The organism is Erythrobacter tepidarius (assembly GCF_002155695.1).
GTDB lineage: Bacteria > Pseudomonadota > Alphaproteobacteria > Sphingomonadales > Sphingomonadaceae > Erythrobacter > Erythrobacter tepidarius.
This window is the reverse complement of sequence record NZ_MUYJ01000005.1, coordinates 141398-158954: the sequence shown is the minus strand read 5'-3', so window position 1 is coordinate 158954 and position 17557 is coordinate 141398. Positions and strand designations below refer to the sequence as shown.

The window sequence follows — 17557 nt, the reverse complement described above, 5'->3', positions numbered from 1 at the left end:
CGCGGGGCAAGCCCGGCGTGGCCCTGGTTCAGGGCGGCAAGGTCGACAAGTGCGGGCGCAGCATACCGATCGATGCGCTGGCGGTTTGCCAGCCGCTGGCCCGTGGTCAGTCGCCCAGCCACAGATCGTGCGCGTCGATCCGCAGCTTTGTGATCGCCCGCATCGCTTCGACGCGCGCTTCGGCCTCACGGCGGAAGGCGTCGTGAACCATGCGCTCGCCCAGCAAGAGGTCCGACAGGTCGATCTCGCCCAGCTGGTGCCCGCGCCGCAGCTTTTCGAGCGCGGCCATCTGCGCGGCCACCGCATCGCGGGCGCGCTGCCAGCTGGCAATGCGGAAGCGCGCTTCGGTGACATCGGCTTTCGCCGTTTCCGTGACATCGAAGCGCGCCAGCTGTTCGTCGGCTCGCGCTGCGGCGGCACCTGCGCTGGCTTCGCTTGCGGCGGCACGGCGATGCCCGCCGCCCAGCGGCATGCTGACGATCACGCCCGCGCCGCGTTCCCGCCCGCCGAACTCGGAGAACAGCCTGAGGCCGATGGTGGGATCGGCGATCCGCTCGGCGCGCGCGCGATCGGCGAGGGCGGCCATGCGCGCACTCTCGGCCTCGGCAGCGGCGATCTGGTGGCTGTTGATGATCACCTGATCGCCCAATTGCGAAAGGCGTGCATCGGCCATCATCGGAAGCGGCACCTCGGGCGCTTGTTGCGGCAGGGCGAGGCCGGGGAACTGGGTTTCCAGGCGCGCGCGGGCGAGCGCGGCCAGCCCGGTGGATTGTTCGAGCGTGCGGCGCGCTTCGGCGAGCGCCGCTTCGGCCTGATCGACATCGAGCTGCGCGGCATCGCGCAAATCCCGGCGCCGCTTGATCGCCGCCAGCGCCGTCTCGTAATTGCCGACCGCCGCGCGGTCGACCTCGGCCTGGGCGCAGGCCGAGAGCCAGTCGAACCAGTGCGCCGCCAACAGCAGGGCCGCTTCGTGCCGGGCGTCTTCTGCGACGTTTTCGGCCACCACAATTCCCTGCGCGCCGATCTCGCGGTCGAGCCGCGCCTTGCCCGGCAGGCGGATCGGGCGGCTCAATTGCGCATCATATTCGTCAAAGGCGGCCCCGCCGTTGACGTCTCTGCGGACATAGCTGCCCTGCACGGTGAACTCGTAATTGCCCTTGGCGCTTGCTTCGGCGCGCGCGCGCGCGGCTTCGAGGCGCGCATGAGCGGCGATCACGCTCGGGTGATCGAGCAGCGCCAATGCCACGGCTTCCTCGGGCGGCAGGCCCGGTTCGGCAGCTGCCGGCGCGGCCAGCAAGCAGGCCGCCAGCGCGAGTTTGGTGAAGCGGCAGATCATGCGCCGGCCTCCGGCATTTCGTCGGCGTGGTCGGCCGGCCCCTCGCCGAAGCGTTCGTAGAGGATCGGCAGCAGCACCAGCGTCAGCAGGGTCGCGGTCACCAGTCCGCCAATCACCACGATCGCGAGCGGTTTCTGGATTTCCGAGCCCGGCCCGGTGGCAAACAGCAGCGGGACGAGGCCGAAGGCGGCGATGCTGGCGGTCATCAGCACCGGACGCAGGCGCCGCTTGGCCCCGCGCCGCACGGCCTGGGCGAGCGGCATTCCGCCCTCGCGCAGCTGGCGGAAATAGGTCACCATCACGAGGCCGTTGAGCACCGCGATCCCCAGCAGGGCGATAAAGCCGACCGACGCCGGGACCGAGAGATACTCGCCCGACGCCGCCAAGGCGATCATCCCGCCCACGGCGGCAAAGGGGATATTGGTGAGGATCAGCAGCGAGGCACGCACCGATCCGAGGCTCAGATAGAGCACCGCAAAGATCAGCGTGATCGCCACCGGCAGCACCACCAGCAGCCGGGCCGAGGCGCGCTGCTGATTCTCGAACTGCCCGCCCCATTCGATCCGATAGCCGGGGGGCAGCGGGACATTGGCGGCGATATCGGCCCTGGCATCATCGACGTAGCTGACAATGTCGCGTCCGGTGACGAAGGCCTGCACCATCGCAAAGCGCGACCCGTTCTCGTGCTCGAGCTTGACCGGCCCCTCCGAACGGACCACCGTGGCAACGTCGCTGGCGCGCACCAGCTGACCGCTGGGCGAGCGATAGACGAGATCGGCGAATTGCTGAAAGTCGAGCTTGCCGCCGCCATCTGCGCGCAGCATGATCGGGATCCGGCGGATCCCATCGGCGACCATGCCGACGCGGATCCCTTCGATCTGGGCGCGCATCATGTCCTGCAGATCGGACACCGGCATCCCAATGCGGCCCGCTGCCACCCGGTCGATATCGACCAGCAGGTAATCGACCCGGTCATTGGCGACCGTGATCGCTTCGCTGGTGCCCTCGATGGTTTCGAGCCGGGCCTGGATCGCCCCCGCGAGCCGCGCCAGTTCGGCATTGTCGGGGCCGAACAGCTTGATCGCGAGGTCTCCGCGCGCACCGGTGAGCATTTCGGCGGTGCGCATTTCGATGGGCTGGGTGAAGGTCGGCTCGATGCCGGGGAAGCCTTTGAGCACCTTGCGCAATTCGCCCACCAGCCATTCCTTGTCCTGATACCGCCACTCCTCGCGCGGGCGCAGCTTGAGGAAGCTGTCGGTCTCGTTCGGGCTCATCGGATCAAGGCCCAGCTCGTCCGATCCGACGCGGGCGATCACCGCCTCGACTTCGGGCACTTGCGCAAGGATCGCGCGCTGCACCTTCATGTCGCCTTCGACCGAATGATCGAGCCCGATCGAGGGCAGTTTGGACAGCTGTACGATCACCGAGCCTTCATCCATCACCGGCAGGAAAGTCTTGCCGGTGATGGCGTAGGCCGCACCGGCCAGCGCGAGGCCGATGCCCGCGATGGTGAACACCCGGCGCTTGTGGGCAAAGGCCCCCTCCAGCAGCGCATGATAGCGCGGCGAGATCTGGCGCATCAGCCAGGGTTCGTGATGATGCCCGCTCGCATCGACCTTGACGTTGAGCAGGAAGAAGGCGAGCACCGGCACCAGCGTCAGCGACAGCACCATCGCCGAGGCGAGCGCCAGCACGATGGTCAGCGCCACGGGGCCGAACAGCTTGCCCTCCAGCCCTTCGAGCGTCAGCAGCGGCAGGAACACGATGGCGATGATCGCGAGGCCCGAGGCGACCGGCTTGGCGACTTCGGCGGCGGCCACGAAGACATTGTGGAGCTTGCCGGAGGCGGCGTGTTTCGGATCGGACAGGCGCTCTACCACGTTCTCCACCACCACCACCGCGCCATCAACCAGAATGCCGACCGCAATGGCCAGCCCGCCAAGGCTCATCAGATTGGCGGTAAGGCCGATCGCGCGCATGAAGATGAAGGTGAGCAGCACCGCCATCGGCAACGCCAGCGCGACGATCACCGAGGCGCGAACATCGCCGAGGAACAGCAACAGCAGGATGACGACCAGCACAGTCGCTTCGAGCAGGGCTTCCTCCACCGTGCCAACCGCGCGCGAAATGAGATCGGAGCGATCGTAGAACACATTGACGCTCATGCCGGGCGGCAGGCTGGGCCTGATCTCCTCCAGCCGCGCCTTGACACCCGCGACCACCTTCGAGGCGTCCGCACCGCGCAGACCGATCACGAGTCCCTCGACCGCCTCGCCCTTGCCGTCCTTGCTGACCGCGCCGTAGCGGGTGAGGCTGCCGGTGCGCACCTGCGCGACATCGCCCACGCGCACCACCGCCCCATTGGCCGTGCGCACCACGACCGCCGCCAGATCATCGAGGTTGCGGATCGCCCCGGTCGCGCGGACGATCAGAGCCTCCTCGCCGCTGCGCAGCCGGCCCGCCCCATCATTGCGATTGCTGGCCTGGATGGCGGCGGCCAGGTCGGCGGTGCTGAGGCCCGCTGCCGCCAGCGCCGCACTGTCAGGCGCGACCTCAAAGGTTTCGGCATAGCCCCCCAGCGAATTGACATCCGCCACCCCCGGCACCGTGCGCAGCGCCGGGCGGATCGTCCAATCGAGCACCCGGCGCTTTTCGGCCAGCGACTGCGGCCCTTCGAGGGTGAACATGAACATTTCCGACAGGGGCGTGGAGATCGGCGCGAGGCCTCCTTCCACCCCTGGCGGCAGATCGGCCATCACCGCATTGAGCCGCTCGCCCACCTGCTGGCGCGCCCAGTAGATATCGGTACCTTCGGCAAAGTCGATGGTGATGTCAGCAATCGCATATTTGGCGACCGAACGCAGCACGGCCTGATCGGGGATGCCGAGCATCTCCATTTCAATCGGCGTGACGACCCGGCTTTCCACCTCTTCCGGGGTCATGCCGGGGGCCTTGAGGATGATCTTGACCTGGGTTGTGCTGATGTCGGGGAAGGCATCGATCGGCAGATTGAGGAAGGACCATCCGCCCAGCACCATCAGCAGTCCGGCAAGTCCGATGACGGCAAGGCGCAGCTTGAGCGCAGCTTCGACGAGTTTGCTGAGCATAGCCTGCGCCTATTCCGCGTTCATCGCCTTGAGTTCAGCAACGCTGCTGCCGGCGACAATCTCGCCCGCCGCCAGCCCCTCGGAAATAACCGCCAGCCCGCCGCTGCGCGCCGCGACGCGCACCGCGCGCTTTTCCCAGCCCTTGCCGCTTCGCACGAAGACGTGATCCTTGTCGCCGATACGGGTAACGGCGCGGTCGGGCACGGCGATGCCGCGTCCCTGACCAAGAATGGTGACGGTGACATTGCGCCCCGCGATGATGCCGGGCCCAGCGCCGATGCTGGCACGCGCCATCACCGAGCGGGTCGTCGGATCGAGCGAGGGCGCGACCGCGACGATCTTCCCCCCGACCGGCTTGGCCGTATCGCCGCCCAGCGCGATCTCCACCGCCATGCCGGGGCGGACGGCCTGCGCCAGCCTTTCGGGCAATTGCAGTTCGACCTGATAGGCCCCCGCCGCCTCGACCACGAAGGGCGCGGTGACGGTATCGACCCCGCCCCCGGTCTCGACCGCGACGGCGGCGACACGTCCGGCAATCGGTGAACGCAGGGTGATTGTGCCATCGCTGCCGACCCCGCCGAGCGAGGCCATCCGCGCGAACTGGGCCACGCTGGCGCGGGCCTGCTCCAGCTCGGCCTTGGCTTCATCGGCGCGCGCCTCGGCGATGACGCCTTCGTCGGCAAGCTGTGCCAACCGCTTGGCGCGCGCCTCTGCGAGGGCGGCGGCAGAGCGGGCGCGGGCGAGATCGCCGCGAATGGCAACCGGCTCTGTCGCACGCACCAGCCCCAGCGCCTCGCCGCGCGCAACCTGCTGGCCCTCGATCACATAGACCCGCACCACCGCGCCGGCGAAGGGCGCAGTGACCGCGACCCTCGCCTCAGGCGGAAGGCTGATGGTGCCGGGCACAGAGCCAAGGGGGACGTTATCGACCTGCCTCGCTGCAACCGACTCGATCGCCAGCCCTGCCGCAGAATCGGCTTGTGCGGCCTTGTCGGCGGCCTGCTCCGAAGGGGGGGCGGAGCAGGCCGCCAGCGCGGCAAGCACAAGGAGCGGGGCAAGACGGGCGATGCGCTGCGGTGTCATGGCCGCTGCTTTGCCCTGCCAAGCTGACAGAAACTTGCCAATCTGGCAGCTTCTTGTCAGTTTTTCGCTTTAAATCCGGCCGCGCAAAGGAACCGACACGCCATGCGCATTCTCGTCGTCGAAGATGATGCCGAACTCGGTCGCCGCCTCACCGAGCGGCTGCGCGCGGCCGACTTTGCCGTGGAACTGGCCACCAGCCGTGCGGATGCCGAAGATTGGCCGGATGTCGATCGCATGGCTGCGGTCATTCTCGATCTCGGTCTGCCTGACGGCAGCGGGCTCGATCTGCTGCGACACTGGCGCGACCGGCGGGTGGAAACCCCGATCCTGATCCTTACCGCGCGGGGCAGCTGGCAGGACAAGGTCGAGGGGCTGAATGCGGGTGCGGATGATTTCGTGGTCAAGCCGGTGCGCTTTGAAGAGCTGCTCGCGCGCCTCAATGCATTGTTCCGGCGCCAGCTGGGCACGCGCGCTGCAACCATTACCGCCGGCGATCTGGCGCTCGATCCGCTCGCCCGCACGGCGATCTTGGCAGGCAAGCCGCTGCGGCTGAGCAAGCAGGAATTTCGCCTGCTCCACCTGTTCCTGCGCCGCGCCGGGCAAGTCCTGTCGCAGACCGACATCCTCGATGATCTCTATGCGCTGGATGACGAACGCGAGCGCAATACGGTTGAAGTCCTGATCGGCCGGTTGCGTCGCAAGATCGGTCGCGAACGGATTACGACCCTGCGCGGGCTGGGCTACAGGTTCGACACGTGATGCGCTGGCTAGTTCTTGGAAGCCTGAGGCTGCGTTTTCTCTTGGCGTTGAGCCTGTGGGTGCTGCTTGGCATTGCGGCAATCTGGTTGTCGGCCGTGAGCATCTTCAGCAGCCATGTGGAGCAATCCTACCACGAAGAGCTTGAGGTGCATGTGCGCGAGCTTGGCGCGCTTACCGAGATCGCCTCGGATGGTTCGATCGTGCTCACCCGCCCGCTATCCGATCCCCGCTATGCCGAGCCGCTTTCGGGGTTCTACTGGCAGGTCACTGCCAAAGGACACAAGCCGCTGCGCTCGCAGTCGATGACCCGCGGCAGCCTCGACGAAGGCATCGCCCATTCGCCGGAAATCCTCCACCGGCTCGACAACGGCCCGACCGGCCCGGCGATCACCTATGGCTTCACGCGCAAGGGGCCGGCGGGCGAGGACATCCATTTCGTGATCGCCACCGACCAGCGCGAGCTCGACCGGCTGATCGGCGGCTTCACCCGCGATCTGACGGCGTGGCTGGCGGGGCTGGCCGCGCTGCTGCTGGCGACGGGGTTTGCGATCATCTCCTTCGGCCTGAGGCCGCTCGACCGGCTGTCGCAGGCCTTCGCCCGGCTGCGGCATGGCGATAGCGACGAGCTCGAGGGCCAGTATCCGGCCGAGATCGCGCCGCTCGCCGCCGATCTCAACACCTATGCCCGCCAGAACGAAGCGATGGTGGCCCGGGCGCGGGTGCAGGCCGGCAACCTTGCCCATTCGCTGCGCACGCCCCTGGCGATCATCACCGACGAGGCCGAGCGGCTGACCGCCCGAGACGATTGCAAGGACACGGGCAAGGTGCTGCTTGATCAAGCGAGCGCGATGGAGCAGCAGATCGAATATCAGCTCGCCCGTGCGCGGTTGGGGGCGGGCCGCAAGCCAGCAGGGCGAGGCGTGGTCCTGCCCGATGTCGCGCTCCCGATCCTGCGGGCGATGGAGCGGCTGCACCCCGACAAGCGCTTCACGCTCGATACCTCAGGGCTTGAGCGAACCGTGCTGCCGCTCGACCCGGTCGATTTTGCCGAGGTGCTCTCGATCCTGCTCGACAATGCGGGCAAATGGGCCAGGCAAGAGGTCAGGCTGGCGTTTGCGTGCGACCGGGCTGGAGAAAATACGGTGACAATCGCGGATGACGGGCCGGGCATTCCCGAAGCGATGATCCCGCGCGCCTTCGACGTGGGAACCCGCTTCGATCCCGACACGGCCGGTTCTGGGCTTGGCCTTGCGATTGCACGCGATCTTTGCGACGCGATGGGTCTCGAACTCGGCTTGACGAATGGTGAGCGCGGCCTGGTCGCTACCCTCCGTATCGGCCTCGGCTCTGGGCGCTAGCCGCCGGCAGGCGCAGGAGCGGATCCTGGGCATTCCGCCGAAGCCGGAATGCCGCAGAACTTCGCCACTTTCGCGGCGCAGTCTGCCCGAAGGCGATTTCTGATTTTCGGGAAAGACTGTTTGGTGCGGTCGAGAAGACTCGAACTTCCACGGGCTTTCGCCCACAACGACCTCAACGTTGCGCGTCTACCAGTTCCGCCACGACCGCACTCGGGTTTGCCGGGGCAGCGCGCAGCTGGCCCCGTGGTAGGAGCGCGCCCCTAGCAAGGGGTGTGGCGCTGCGCAAGCGCTGTTTCAAACAGGGTGATGATGCGCGAGCGAAAAGGGCCGCTGGAGTGCTCGCGGGACGGCTAGTTGGGCGCCCAGCCGAGATCGGCCTCGTAGGCGGCGGGCGGAATATTGGCAATCGCCTCGGTCACGGCGACGCTCTCGCCCGGGGCAAGCTCGCGCTTGGCCGGAACCACCACCCAGTCACCCACCGGGCGCTGGCGCGCGTCGATGAACACCACCAGCACGTTGGGCACGGCGAGGGTTTCGCGCCCGGTGTTGCTGATCGTGCCGCGCACCCGGAAGATCTTCTCGCCATTGGGAAGCGTTTCGGAACGCTGGTCTTCGCGCGGGAAATCGAGTTCGAGCCCGGGCTTGCCGATACCGAAGGTCGGACGGCTGATCGGCAGCCACTCGGGCAGGCCATAGAGGTTGACCGCCACCACCGTCCCCACCGCCAGCGCGGCGAAGATCGCCGCAGCGATGGTCCACATCCGCAGGGTGTTGCGGCGGCGGGTGAAGGGGGCGCGGTAATCGAACTGCGACACCTGCGCGCCGTCCTCGTCCGGATCGTCCGCGAACGGAGGCTCGGGCTCGGTATCGGGGACTGCGGGGGTGGCGGGAACCTGGGTGACCGGGTCCGGGCCCGCGGCATTGTCCGCCTGCTGGGCAAGACCGCGGCGCAGGGCGCGCACCGCGATCATCGCCTCGCCATCAGCATCGGTTGCAACCGCGCTCGCCTCGGCGGTGCGCCAGTGGCTGACCGAAGGGCCTTCGCTGGGCACAGCTGCGGGCGCGGGCGTGGCTGCCGCTTGGGCCGGTGCTGGCGGCGGTGCTGACGGCGGTGCGGACAGAGGCGCGGATGCAGCCCCGCCTGCCGGTTGCCGCAGATCGGGCACGGGCGGTGTCTGGAACCAGCTGTGCTTGCACTTGGCGCAGCGCACCGTACGCCCTTCGCTGCCGATGGCAGTATCCGGCACGGCGTAGCGGGTGCCGCAGGCGGGGCAGGCGATAATCATTGCACCTTAGGCAATAGTCCCCGTGCCCGCACTGACAAGAGGCGCCGCCGGAAAGCGTGCCGTTTCGCCGCTTTTTTCCACATTGTGGCCGCCCCGGGCGGCCCTCGCGACGCGGTTTGGCGATTGTCCGGCTTTCCCTCGGCTGGCGGCGCTGATAGGTGCCCTTGCATGAACGAGCGCAGCGGCGAGATCGTGAAATTCGACAATGTCGGGCTGCGCTATGGCACCGATCCCGAGGTGCTGAGCAACCTGAGCTTCACGCTCTACCCCGGCAGCTTCTACTTCCTCACGGGCGCGAGCGGGGCGGGCAAGACCAGCCTGTTGAAGCTGCTCTACCTCGCGCAGCGGCCCTCGCGCGGGGCGATCCGGATGTTCGGGCAGGATCTGATGACAATGCCGCGCGAGCGCTTGCCCGGTCTCAGGCGACAGCTCGGCGTGGTGTTCCAGAACTTCCGGCTGGTGCCGCATCTCACCGCCTTCGATAATGTCGCGCTGCCGCTCAGGCTGGCGGGCGCGGACGAGGGACGGGTGACCAAGGCGGTCTCGGACATGCTCGAATGGGTCGGGCTCGCGCACCGCGGGCAGGCGATCCCGGCGACCATGTCGGGCGGCGAGCAGCAGCGCGTCGCCATCGCCCGCGCGGTGATCGCCCGCCCGCGAATGCTGATTGCCGACGAGCCGACCGGCAACGTCGATCCCGAAATGGCGCTGAAGCTGCTGCGCCTGTTCGAGGCGCTCAACAACCGTGTCGGAACCACGGTGGTGGTGGCGACCCATGATGTCCACCTGCTCAAGAAGGTGCCGGATTCGCTGATCATGCGGCTGAGCAAGGGCCAGCTCTCCGATCCCACCGGCGCGCTGCGCTTTCCGCCGCGTCCATCGGGCGCACCGGGAGGCAGGGCGTGAGCGTGCCGCCGCTGCCCGAGGTGCCGGCGGTCGCCGCGCCCACGCCTGCCGCCATGGTGGCCAAGCAGCCGTCCGCAGCGCCCCTGCTGCCGCGGCCCAGACGAGGCGGACTGATGCCGTGGGTGATCGCGATTCTGATCGCCCTGGTGGTGGTTGCTGCCGCAGGCGGCCTCGCGCTGCGCAATCTCGCCGCCAACGCCCGCGCCGATCTTGCTGCCGCGGTGACCGTCCAGGTGATCGAGCCGAACCCCGATCTGCGGAGCCAGCGCGGCGCGGCGGCGGTCGGGGTGCTCAGGGGCATCGATCTGGTGCGCGCCGTGCGGCTCGTGCCCGAAAGCGAACTGGCCGCGCTGCTCGAACCCTGGCTGGGCGCGGCCGCGACCAGCGGCGACGTGCCGATCCCGGTGCTGATCGATGTCACGCTGACCCGCAAGGCTTCCCCCGCCGAGATCGCCGCAATCGAGACTAGGCTGGCGGCGCGCATCCCGGGTGCGCGGGTCGAAGCGCAGAGCGAGGTGCTCAAGCCGGTCTACCGCGCGCTCGCGGCGCTGCAATGGCTGGCGCTCGGCCTGATCGTGCTGGTGGCGCTGGCGACCGCCGCTGCTGTCTGGCTTGCGGCACGCAATGCGCTGGCGCAGCACCGCGAGACGGTGGAGATCCTCCACCTGCTCGGCGGGACCGACAGCCAGATCACCCGCATCTTCCTCGCCGCCGTGCTGCGCGAGGCGGCCTTCGGCGCGATGGTAGGCACGGCGCTCGGTCTTGGCGCGGTGTGGCTGCTCGGCCAGCAGTTCGCCGCGCTCGACAGCGGGATGGCGGGCGGGGGTGCGCTCATGCTCGCCGACTGGCTGGCGATTGCCGCCGTGCCGCTCGCGGGCGTGCTGCTGGCGCTGGCGACCGCGCGCATGACCATTGCGCTGGCCCTCAAGGACATGCTCTAGGGCCCGCGATGCTGCGCCGGATCTTCTCCCTGCTATTCCTCGTCTGGGCGATCGGTTTCCTGTGGTTCGTGGTCGCGCTTCCGCGTCCGGCGCCAGACGGCGTGCGCACCGACGCGGTGATCGTGCCCACCGGCGGCCCGGGGCGGATCGCGCGCGGTCTGGAGGTGCTCGCGCAGGGGTTGGCCGAAAAGATGCTGGTCAGCGGGGTCGATCCCGAAGTCAGGCCCAGCGAGTTCGCCGCCGAATTCGCCGTCTCGCCCGAGGAGATGGCGTGCTGCGTGACGCTTGGCCATGAGGCGGTTGACACCCGTTCCAACGCCTCGGAGATCGCCAAGTGGGTCGCGCAGAACCAGATCCGCTCGCTGCGTCTCGTCACCACCGACTGGCACATGCGCCGCGCCGCCGGCGAGCTTGACCGCGCGCTGCCCGATCATGTCACCGTGATCCGCGACGCGGTGCCCTCGCAGCCGCAGCTGGGCACACTGTTCCTCGAATATCACAAGCTGATCGCAAGCCGCGCGGCGGGACTGGCTGACCTTTGAACACGCTGATCGCCGCGCTGCGCTCTTTCGCCTTTTACGTGCTGTTCTATGGTGTCACGGCGCTGCTGGTGATCGCCTCGGTGGTGGCGGTGCTGGTGCGGCGGCGATGGCTGCGCGGCATCGTCGGGCTTTGGTGCCGATGGCACCTGTGGTGCACCGAGAAACTGCTCGGCATCGCGGTGGTGCTCGAGGGTGAACTGCCCGATGGCCCGGTGCTGATCGCCATCAAGCACGAGGCCTTCTTCGAGGCGATCGACACCCCGCGCCTGTTCGACTTTCCTGCCGTCTTCGCCAAACAGGAGCTGTTCCGCATCCCCGGCTGGGGTTACTCCGCGCAGGTCTATGGGCTGATCCCGGTGGCGCGCGAGGAGGGGGCCAAGACCCTGCGGCAGATGCTGGCGCTGGCGAAGGAGCGGGTGGAACAGGGCCGCCCCTTGGTGATCTTCCCCGAAGGCACCCGCGTCGCCCCCGGCGCCCGCCCGCCGCTCCAGGCGGGATTTGCCGGGCTCTACAAGCTGCTCAGGCTGCCGGTGGTGCCGATCGCGGTGGATAGCGGGCGGCTCTATCACCACCTGATCAAGCGCCCGGGGCGGATCACCTACAAGGTCGGCGCAACGATTCCCGCGGGCCTGCCGCGCGCGGAGGTGGAGGCCCGGGTCCACGCGGCGATCAACGCGCTGAACGGCTAGGGGCGTGGGCGCGGACGAAGCGGTCCAGGCCGCTTCACAGCACGAGAAACGGCCCTCACTCGCCGTGGTCCCGCCCGAAGTCGGGGCGTTCGTCGTCCTGCCCTTGCTCGATCACCTGGCGGCGGATCGCGCGGGTGCGGGTGAACAGAGCAAACAGCGTGTCGCCGTCGCCCGATCGGATCGCGCGTTGCAGCGCGGTGAGATCCTCGGTGAAGCGGCCGAGCATCTCCAGCACCGCCTGCCTGTTGGTCAGGAACACGTCGCGCCACATCACCGGATCGCTCGCGGCGATGCGGGTGAAGTCGCGAAACCCCCCCGCGGAATATTTGATCACCTCGCTCTGGGTCACTTCCTCCAGATCGCTCGCGGTGCCGACGATGGTGTAGGCGATGAGGTGCGGGATGTGGCTGGTGACCGCCAGCACCAGATCGTGGTGGCCTGCGTCCATCAGCTCGACCTTCGAGCCGAGGCTGGTCCAGAACTGCGACAGGGCTTCGAGCCGGGCCGGATCGACGCCTTCGGGCGGGGTGATGATGCACCAGCGGCCCACGAACAGGGTGGCAAAGCCCGCGTCCGGCCCGCTCTGCTCGGTCCCGGCGACGGGGTGCGCGGGGATGATGCAGGCCCCGGGCAGCGCCTCGGCCAGCGCGGCAGCAACCGCCGCCTTGGACGAGCCGACGTCGCTGATGATCGCGTCCGGCCGGAGCCCAGGGGCGATCGCCCGTGCTGCCTCACCCATCGCGCCGACGGGGACGCACAGAATCACGAGGTCGGCATCCGCCACGGCCGCCTCGGGGGTGTCGTGGACGGTATCGACCAGCCCGCGTGTCGCGGCCCGGGCGCGCACAGCGGGGTCGCGGTCCCAGCCGGTGGTGGTGATCGGCAGGCCGCGGGCCTTGACCGCAAGCCCGATCGAGCCGCCGAGCAGGCCGAGGCCGATGATCGCGAGCGAGCGGATCGTCATGCCGCCTCTCCGCACAGCCGCCGGAGCGTGGCGATCACGTCGCTGACCGCCGCGGTGGTGCCGATGGTGATGCGTAAAGCGCATGGCAGGCCCTGCGAGGGCAGGTGGCGCACGGCATAGCCGGCGTCCGCCAGGGCCGCGAGCGCCTGCTCGGCAGTCACCGCACCCGCGAAATGGACGAGCAGGAAATTGGCCTCGCTCGGGCAAGCGGAGATGCCGTGGTTGCCGAGCATCGCAATCGCCTCGGCCAGACGGGCGCGTTCGCGCGTGTTGTGCGCGCGCGATGCGGCGACGAAGGCCTGGTCGGAAAGCGCCGCCAGCGCGGCCTTCTGTCCGCTGGCCGAGACGTTGAACGCACCGCGCAGGCGGTTGACGAGATCGACCAGGTGGGCCGGGCCGGTAACCCAGCCGATCCGCTCGGAAGCGAGGCCATAGGCCTTCGAGAAGGTGCGGCTGACGAGGACGTTCTCATGCGCTGCGGCCAGCTGGAAGGCGGCGGACTGGAAGGCCGGATCGACATATTCGCCATAGGCCTCGTCGACCACCAGCAGCACGTCGGGGGGCAGCCCGGCGTGGAGGCGGGCGACTTCGGCCGGAGGCAGGAAGCTGCCGACCGGATTGTTGGGATTGTCGAGCAGGACGACTTTGGTGCGTTCGCTGACAGCGGCCAGCAGGTTGTCGACACTCGCGCCGTAACCCTCGGGCGCGGCGAAAACGGGGGTCGCGCCGACCTTCCGGGCGAGCAGCGGATAGAGCGAGAAGGAGTAGCGCGACATGAGCACCTCGTCCCCCGGCCCGGCGAGAGCCTGCACCGCGCAGTGCAGCAGCTCGCCTGAACCGGTGCCGCACACGATCAGCGCCGGGTCGAGGCCGTGGACCTCGGCGATGGCCTGGCGCAGCGCCCGCGCATCGGGATCGGGATAGTCCGCCGCCACGTGCCGCTCGGCCAGCGCCGCCAGCGCTGCCGGGCTGGAGCCCAGCGGGTTCTCGTTCGCCGACAGCTTGACCAGGCGCTTGCCGCCCGCCGAGGTCGACGTGCCGGGAACATAGGCGTGGATCTGGGCGATCCAGGGTTTGGGTTCGGGCTTGCTCATGCGCGTGGCGCGATAGCCAGTTTGGCCGCGCGAATACAGCGCGAAAACGCGGTCGGTTGAGGGCGCGCGATTGACATGGGCGGGGGGCTACCCCAAGTCGCACGGCCAATGAACCTCGCCGCGCCTGCCTCCCCGGTCTATCGCATCCCGCACCCCCTGCCGCTCGATTGCGGGCAGGCGCTGGAGGGCTGCGAAATCGCCTACCAGACCTATGGCGCGCTCGCGCCGGACGCCGCGAACGCCGTGCTGGTGTGCCACGCGCTGACGGGGGATCAGTATCTTGCCAGCCCGCACCCGATCACCGGCAAGCCGGGGTGGTGGGAACGCATGGTCGGCCCGGGCAAGCCGATCGATACCAATCGCCACTTCGTGATCTGCGCCAACGTGATCGGCAGCTGCATGGGATCGAGCGGCCCGGCGAGCCTCGCCCCCGATGGGCGGCCCTATGCCATGCGCTTTCCCGTCATCACCATCCGCGACATGGTGCGCGGCATCATCGCGCTGCTCGAAGGGCTCGGGATCGCGCGCCTCCATGCCGTGGTCGGCGGATCGATGGGCGGAATGCAGGCGCTCAGCCTCGCCGCCAACTGGCCCGAGCGCGCGAGCCGTGTGCTGGTGATCGCCTCGACCGCGCGCCACTCGGCGCAGAACATCGCCTTCCACGAGGTCGGTCGGCAGGCGATCATGGCCGATCCCGCCTGGGCCGAGGGCGATTACTACGCGGCGGAGGCCAAGCCCGACAACGGCCTCGCCGTGGCGCGAATGGCGGCGCATATCACCTATCTGTCGGAAGCGGGGCTGACCGCGAAGTTCGGCCGCCGCTTGCAAGACCGTGAGGCCAAGGGCTTCGGCTTCGACGCCGAGTTCCAGGTCGAAAGCTATCTGCGCTATCAGGGCAGCGGCTTTACCCGCCGGTTCGACGCCAACTCCTACCTCTACATCACCCGGGCGATGGACTATTTCGACATCGCCGAGGAGCACGGCGGCAAGCTCGCGGATGCCTTTGCCGGCACGCAGGCGCGTTTCTGCATCGTCAGTTTCGATACCGACTGGCTCTACCCCACCGCCGAAAGCCGCCACATCGTTCACGCCCTGAACGCCGCCGGCGCGAAAGTCAGCTTCGTGGAACTCAGCGCGCCGCACGGGCATGACAGTTTCCTGCTCGAGCACCACCAGCTCGACCGGGTGGTGAAGGGCTTCCTCGAGTGACGCTGCGCCCTGACCTGGCCGTGATCGCCGCGCACGTGGCGCCGGGCAGCCGGGTGCTCGACATCGGCTGCGGCGACGGGGCGCTGATGGCCGCTCTGGAGAGCGCAAGCGGTTGCGACGCGCGCGGCATGGAGCTTGACGGCGAGTTGGTCGAACGCTGCGTGGCGCGCGGCCTCAGCGTGGTGCAGGGCGATGCCAATATCGACCTTGCCAATTACCCCGACAAGGCGTTCGACTACGCGATCCTCAGCCAGACGCTGCAAACCGCAACGCGGCCCGACCGGATGCTCGACGAGCTGCTGCGGGTCGGGCGGCGGGCCTTCGTCTCCTTCCCCAACTTCGCTCACTGGCGCACGCGGGCGGCGCTGATGTTCGGCGGACGGATGCCGGTGACGCGGGCGCTTCCGGTGAGCTGGTACGAGACCCAGAACATCCACCACGTGACGATCGAGGATTTCCGCGATCTCGCCCGGGCCAAGGGCGCGACCATCGAGCGGGCGTGGTTCTTCTCGGGCGAAAAGCAAATCGGCGCGCCAGCGGCAAACTGGCGCGCCGAATTCGCGGTTTTCGAGTTGAGCAGGTAGTTTGCGCCCGGCTGCGAGGGCGCAGACCCACCCGCCCCGAAGGGGCCACGCGCGTGACCCCTTCACATCAGGCGCGGTGCAACATGCACAGCTTGTGGCCGTCGAGATCGAGCACGTAGCCGAGATTGAGCGTGCCCATCGGCCCCGTGCGCGGGCCCGGCGGGTCTTCGATCGACTTGCCGCCGGCAGCGACGGCGGCATCGTGGAAGGCCTTGACCTGTTCGAGGCTGTCGCAGGCAAAGCCGATGGTCGAGCCGTTGGCGCGGGTGGCCGGCTCGCCGTTGATCGGCTCGGTGATCGCAAAGGTCCCGCCATTGTGCATCCAGAAGGCGCGCTTGTGGCCGGTGGCGGCGACATTGATGAAGCCGGGTCCGGCGCCGAGCGTGGCCAGCACCGAATCGTAGAAGGCCTTGGCGCGGTCGAAATCATTGGTTCCGACCATGATGTGACTGAACATGGGTATCTGTCTCCTCTCTCAGGACGGGTTGCGGATTAGGACGGATTTTGCACCCCCGCAATGCGAATTGCAGTAGCCACAGGTTCATCTTGCGAGGCATAGGGAAAGCCATGCCGATCTCGCATCTCGCCGCCGCACTCGCGCTCCAGGCCGCTCCGGCCCAGCCGCCACCGCTCTCGCAAGAGAACCGCGCGCTGCTGCGCTGTGCCGTCGCCTTCGCCCTGGTTTCGGGCGGGCAGGCCAGGGGCGAGGCCGAGGCGCTCAATTGGCCGCAGCTGGGCACGCGCGGGCGCGAATTCTTCGTCCGGGCGATGGCGCAGCTGATGGATGCGACCGGACGTGACCGCGCCGCCATCAGCGCGCTGGCGAACAGCGAGGCTCAGGCACTCACCGCCGGTAGCGAGGTCGGCAAGATCATGCCGTCGTGTCTTTCGATGCTTGCCGCTTCGGGGATCTGATTCGTCCCCTGTTACCGGCGCGGGATGCTGGATTCGGGCAAAGAATTGCGGCACAGGATAAGGCCATATGTGGCTTCTCCATCAATTCCCGCTGTGCCCCTTCAGCCGCAAGATCCGGCTGCTGCTGAGCGAAAAGAACATCCCCTTCGAACTCGTACGCGAAGACCCCTGGGCCGCGTCCGACATGTTCTTCAACCTCAATCCGGCCGGACGCACGCCGGTGATCGTCAATCCGGACAGGAACATCACCCTCGCCGACAGCCGGGCGATTGCGGAGTATTTCGAGGAGACGGTCGAACGCGCGCCGATGATCAACGGCACGGCCACCCAGCGCGCCGAGATCCGCCGGCTGGTCGCGCTGTTCGACGAGAACTTCTACGCCGATGTCACCGCGCCGCTTTTGTCGGAACGGATGCGCAAGCGCATCCTGCGCCAGCCGCCCGACAGCGGCGCGCTGCGCAACGCGATGAAGCTGGCGCATGGCCATCTCGACTATCTCGACTGGCTGATCGACAACCGCCCGTGGGTGGCCGGCTCGACCATGAGCCTCGCCGATCTGGCGGCGGCGGCGCAGATCTCGGTCGCGGATTACCTCGGCGGCATCGACTGGTCTGGGCATGAACAGTCGCGCGGCTGGTATGCCGTGTTCAAGAGCCGTCCGAGCTTCCGTCCGCTGCTGACCGAACGGATGGACTCCATCCAGCCGCCCGCGCATTACGCGCTGCTCGATTGCTGACAGCCGCACACCCGGCGATGGGCCAAAGCCCCGCTCGCGCGCCCGCGG

17 protein-coding genes and 1 tRNA gene are annotated in these 17557 nt (G+C 68.3%); 10 read left to right on the top strand and 8 right to left on the bottom strand.

Going from position 1 to position 17557, the window contains the following annotated elements; all coding sequences use genetic code 11:
- Positions 1 to 106: 106 nt before the first annotated feature.
- From BZF61_RS06560 to BZF61_RS06550, 3 genes are read right to left on the bottom strand one after another with little or no spacing between them, the layout of a single operon-like run.
- Positions 107 to 1336: a TolC family protein gene (locus BZF61_RS06560; RefSeq protein ID WP_086617887.1), complete on the bottom strand. Its 1230-nt coding sequence runs from the start codon at positions 1334 to 1336 to the stop codon at positions 107 to 109.
- Positions 1333 to 4443: an efflux RND transporter permease subunit gene (locus BZF61_RS06555; RefSeq protein WP_086617886.1), complete on the bottom strand. Its 3111-nt coding sequence runs from the start codon at positions 4441 to 4443 to the stop codon at positions 1333 to 1335. Before BZF61_RS06555 ends, BZF61_RS06560 begins: the two co-directional genes overlap by 4 nt.
- Before the next feature lie 9 nt (positions 4444 to 4452).
- The gene (locus BZF61_RS06550) at positions 4453 to 5526 is read right to left on the bottom strand and encodes an efflux RND transporter periplasmic adaptor subunit (RefSeq protein ID WP_086617884.1); all 1074 of its coding nucleotides are present in this window, start codon (positions 5524 to 5526) and stop codon (positions 4453 to 4455) included.
- A gap of 102 nt (positions 5527 to 5628) precedes the next feature.
- Between BZF61_RS06550 and BZF61_RS06545 the strand changes: the two genes are divergently transcribed.
- Both BZF61_RS06545 and BZF61_RS06540 read left to right on the top strand, forming a co-directional pair.
- Positions 5629 to 6285 (top strand): response regulator transcription factor, encoded by a 657-nt coding sequence (locus BZF61_RS06545; protein WP_086617883.1) that lies wholly within the window; start codon positions 5629 to 5631, stop codon positions 6283 to 6285.
- A 95-nt stretch (positions 6286 to 6380) separates the two neighbouring features.
- On the top strand, positions 6381 to 7643 hold the full coding sequence (locus tag BZF61_RS06540; protein ID WP_158094070.1) for a sensor histidine kinase: 1263 nt from the start codon (positions 6381 to 6383) through the stop codon (positions 7641 to 7643).
- Between the two features lie 121 nt (positions 7644 to 7764).
- Here the strand turns inward: BZF61_RS06540 and BZF61_RS06535 are convergent.
- A tRNA-Leu gene (locus BZF61_RS06535) sits at positions 7765 to 7851 on the bottom strand.
- 142 nt (positions 7852 to 7993) lie between these two features.
- Positions 7994 to 8929 carry a zinc-ribbon domain-containing protein gene (locus BZF61_RS06530; protein ID WP_086617880.1) on the bottom strand — a complete coding sequence of 312 codons (936 nt, stop codon included), beginning with the start codon at positions 8927 to 8929 and terminating at the stop codon, positions 7994 to 7996.
- A 168-nt stretch (positions 8930 to 9097) separates the two neighbouring features.
- Here BZF61_RS06530 and ftsE point away from each other — a divergent pair, with 168 nt between their 5' ends.
- The 4 genes from ftsE to BZF61_RS06510 are packed head-to-tail and all read left to right on the top strand — an operon-like array spanning position 9098 to position 12007.
- Entirely contained in the window at positions 9098 to 9835 is a 738-nt protein-coding gene (gene ftsE, locus BZF61_RS06525; protein WP_086617878.1) for a cell division ATP-binding protein FtsE, read from the top strand.
- The gene (locus tag BZF61_RS06520; RefSeq protein ID WP_245804530.1) at positions 9832 to 10776 is read left to right on the top strand and encodes a cell division protein FtsX; all 945 of its coding nucleotides are present in this window, start codon (positions 9832 to 9834) and stop codon (positions 10774 to 10776) included. The genes ftsE and BZF61_RS06520 overlap by 4 nt, the downstream gene beginning before the upstream one ends.
- A gap of 8 nt (positions 10777 to 10784) precedes the next feature.
- Entirely contained in the window at positions 10785 to 11318 is a 534-nt protein-coding gene (locus BZF61_RS06515) for a YdcF family protein (protein WP_086617876.1), read from the top strand.
- Positions 11315 to 12007 carry a lysophospholipid acyltransferase family protein gene (locus BZF61_RS06510; RefSeq protein ID WP_245804529.1) on the top strand — a complete coding sequence of 231 codons (693 nt, stop codon included), beginning with the start codon at positions 11315 to 11317 and terminating at the stop codon, positions 12005 to 12007. Before BZF61_RS06515 ends, BZF61_RS06510 begins: the two co-directional genes overlap by 4 nt.
- Positions 12008 to 12062: 55 nt before the next feature.
- Here the strand turns inward: BZF61_RS06510 and BZF61_RS06505 are convergent, their stop codons facing one another.
- Positions 12063 to 12971, bottom strand: a complete 909-nt coding sequence (locus tag BZF61_RS06505) for a prephenate/arogenate dehydrogenase family protein (protein ID WP_086617875.1) — start codon at positions 12969 to 12971, stop codon at positions 12063 to 12065.
- Positions 12968 to 14065 carry a pyridoxal phosphate-dependent aminotransferase gene (locus BZF61_RS06500; protein WP_086617873.1) on the bottom strand — a complete coding sequence of 366 codons (1098 nt, stop codon included), beginning with the start codon at positions 14063 to 14065 and terminating at the stop codon, positions 12968 to 12970. The genes BZF61_RS06505 and BZF61_RS06500 overlap by 4 nt, the downstream gene beginning before the upstream one ends.
- A gap of 108 nt (positions 14066 to 14173) precedes the next feature.
- Between BZF61_RS06500 and metX the strand changes: the two genes are divergently transcribed.
- Together metX and metW are read left to right on the top strand one after the other, a co-directional pair.
- Entirely contained in the window at positions 14174 to 15274 is a 1101-nt protein-coding gene (metX, locus tag BZF61_RS06495; protein WP_086617871.1) for a homoserine O-acetyltransferase MetX, read from the top strand.
- A complete protein-coding gene (gene metW / locus BZF61_RS06490; protein ID WP_086617870.1) occupies positions 15271 to 15858 on the top strand; it encodes a methionine biosynthesis protein MetW in 588 nt (195 codons plus the stop codon). Before metX ends, metW begins: the two co-directional genes overlap by 4 nt.
- Positions 15859 to 15925: 67 nt before the next feature.
- Here metW and BZF61_RS06485 read toward each other — a convergent pair whose 3' ends face one another.
- Positions 15926 to 16315: a VOC family protein gene (locus BZF61_RS06485; RefSeq protein ID WP_086617868.1), complete on the bottom strand. Its 390-nt coding sequence runs from the start codon at positions 16313 to 16315 to the stop codon at positions 15926 to 15928.
- 110 nt (positions 16316 to 16425) lie between these two features.
- On the opposite strand from BZF61_RS06485, the gene BZF61_RS06480 reads away from it, so the two are divergent.
- Both BZF61_RS06480 and BZF61_RS06475 read left to right on the top strand, forming a co-directional pair.
- Complete coding sequence (locus BZF61_RS06480) at positions 16426 to 16773, top strand: hypothetical protein (protein WP_086617867.1); 348 nt, start codon at positions 16426 to 16428, stop codon at positions 16771 to 16773.
- A gap of 67 nt (positions 16774 to 16840) precedes the next feature.
- Positions 16841 to 17509, top strand: a complete 669-nt coding sequence (locus tag BZF61_RS06475) for a glutathione S-transferase family protein (RefSeq protein ID WP_086617866.1) — start codon at positions 16841 to 16843, stop codon at positions 17507 to 17509.
- Positions 17510 to 17557 lie beyond the last annotated feature (48 nt).

Excerpts from the sequence above, each read along its gene's own strand:
- BZF61_RS06555 (WP_086617886.1), bottom strand. The coding sequence starts at position 4,443 with ATGCTCAGCAAACTCGTCGAAGCTGCGCTCAAGCTGCGCCTTGCCGTC.
- BZF61_RS06500 (WP_086617873.1), bottom strand. The coding sequence starts at position 14,065 with ATGAGCAAGCCCGAACCCAAACCCTGGATCGCCCAGATCCACGCCTAT.
- BZF61_RS06530 (WP_086617880.1), bottom strand. The coding sequence starts at position 8,929 with ATGATTATCGCCTGCCCCGCCTGCGGCACCCGCTACGCCGTGCCGGAT.
- ftsE (WP_086617878.1), top strand. The coding sequence starts at position 9,098 with ATGAACGAGCGCAGCGGCGAGATCGTGAAATTCGACAATGTCGGGCTG.
- BZF61_RS06515 (WP_086617876.1), top strand. The coding sequence starts at position 10,785 with ATGCTGCGCCGGATCTTCTCCCTGCTATTCCTCGTCTGGGCGATCGGT.
- BZF61_RS06550 (WP_086617884.1), bottom strand. The coding sequence starts at position 5,526 with ATGACACCGCAGCGCATCGCCCGTCTTGCCCCGCTCCTTGTGCTTGCC.
- BZF61_RS06505 (WP_086617875.1), bottom strand. The coding sequence starts at position 12,971 with ATGACGATCCGCTCGCTCGCGATCATCGGCCTCGGCCTGCTCGGCGGC.
- BZF61_RS06485 (WP_086617868.1), bottom strand. The coding sequence starts at position 16,315 with ATGTTCAGTCACATCATGGTCGGAACCAATGATTTCGACCGCGCCAAG.
- BZF61_RS06560 (WP_086617887.1), bottom strand. The coding sequence starts at position 1,336 with ATGATCTGCCGCTTCACCAAACTCGCGCTGGCGGCCTGCTTGCTGGCC.
- metX (WP_086617871.1), top strand. The coding sequence starts at position 14,174 with ATGAACCTCGCCGCGCCTGCCTCCCCGGTCTATCGCATCCCGCACCCC.
- BZF61_RS06480 (WP_086617867.1), top strand. The coding sequence starts at position 16,426 with ATGCCGATCTCGCATCTCGCCGCCGCACTCGCGCTCCAGGCCGCTCCG.
- BZF61_RS06475 (WP_086617866.1), top strand. The coding sequence starts at position 16,841 with ATGTGGCTTCTCCATCAATTCCCGCTGTGCCCCTTCAGCCGCAAGATC.
- BZF61_RS06545 (WP_086617883.1), top strand. The coding sequence starts at position 5,629 with ATGCGCATTCTCGTCGTCGAAGATGATGCCGAACTCGGTCGCCGCCTC.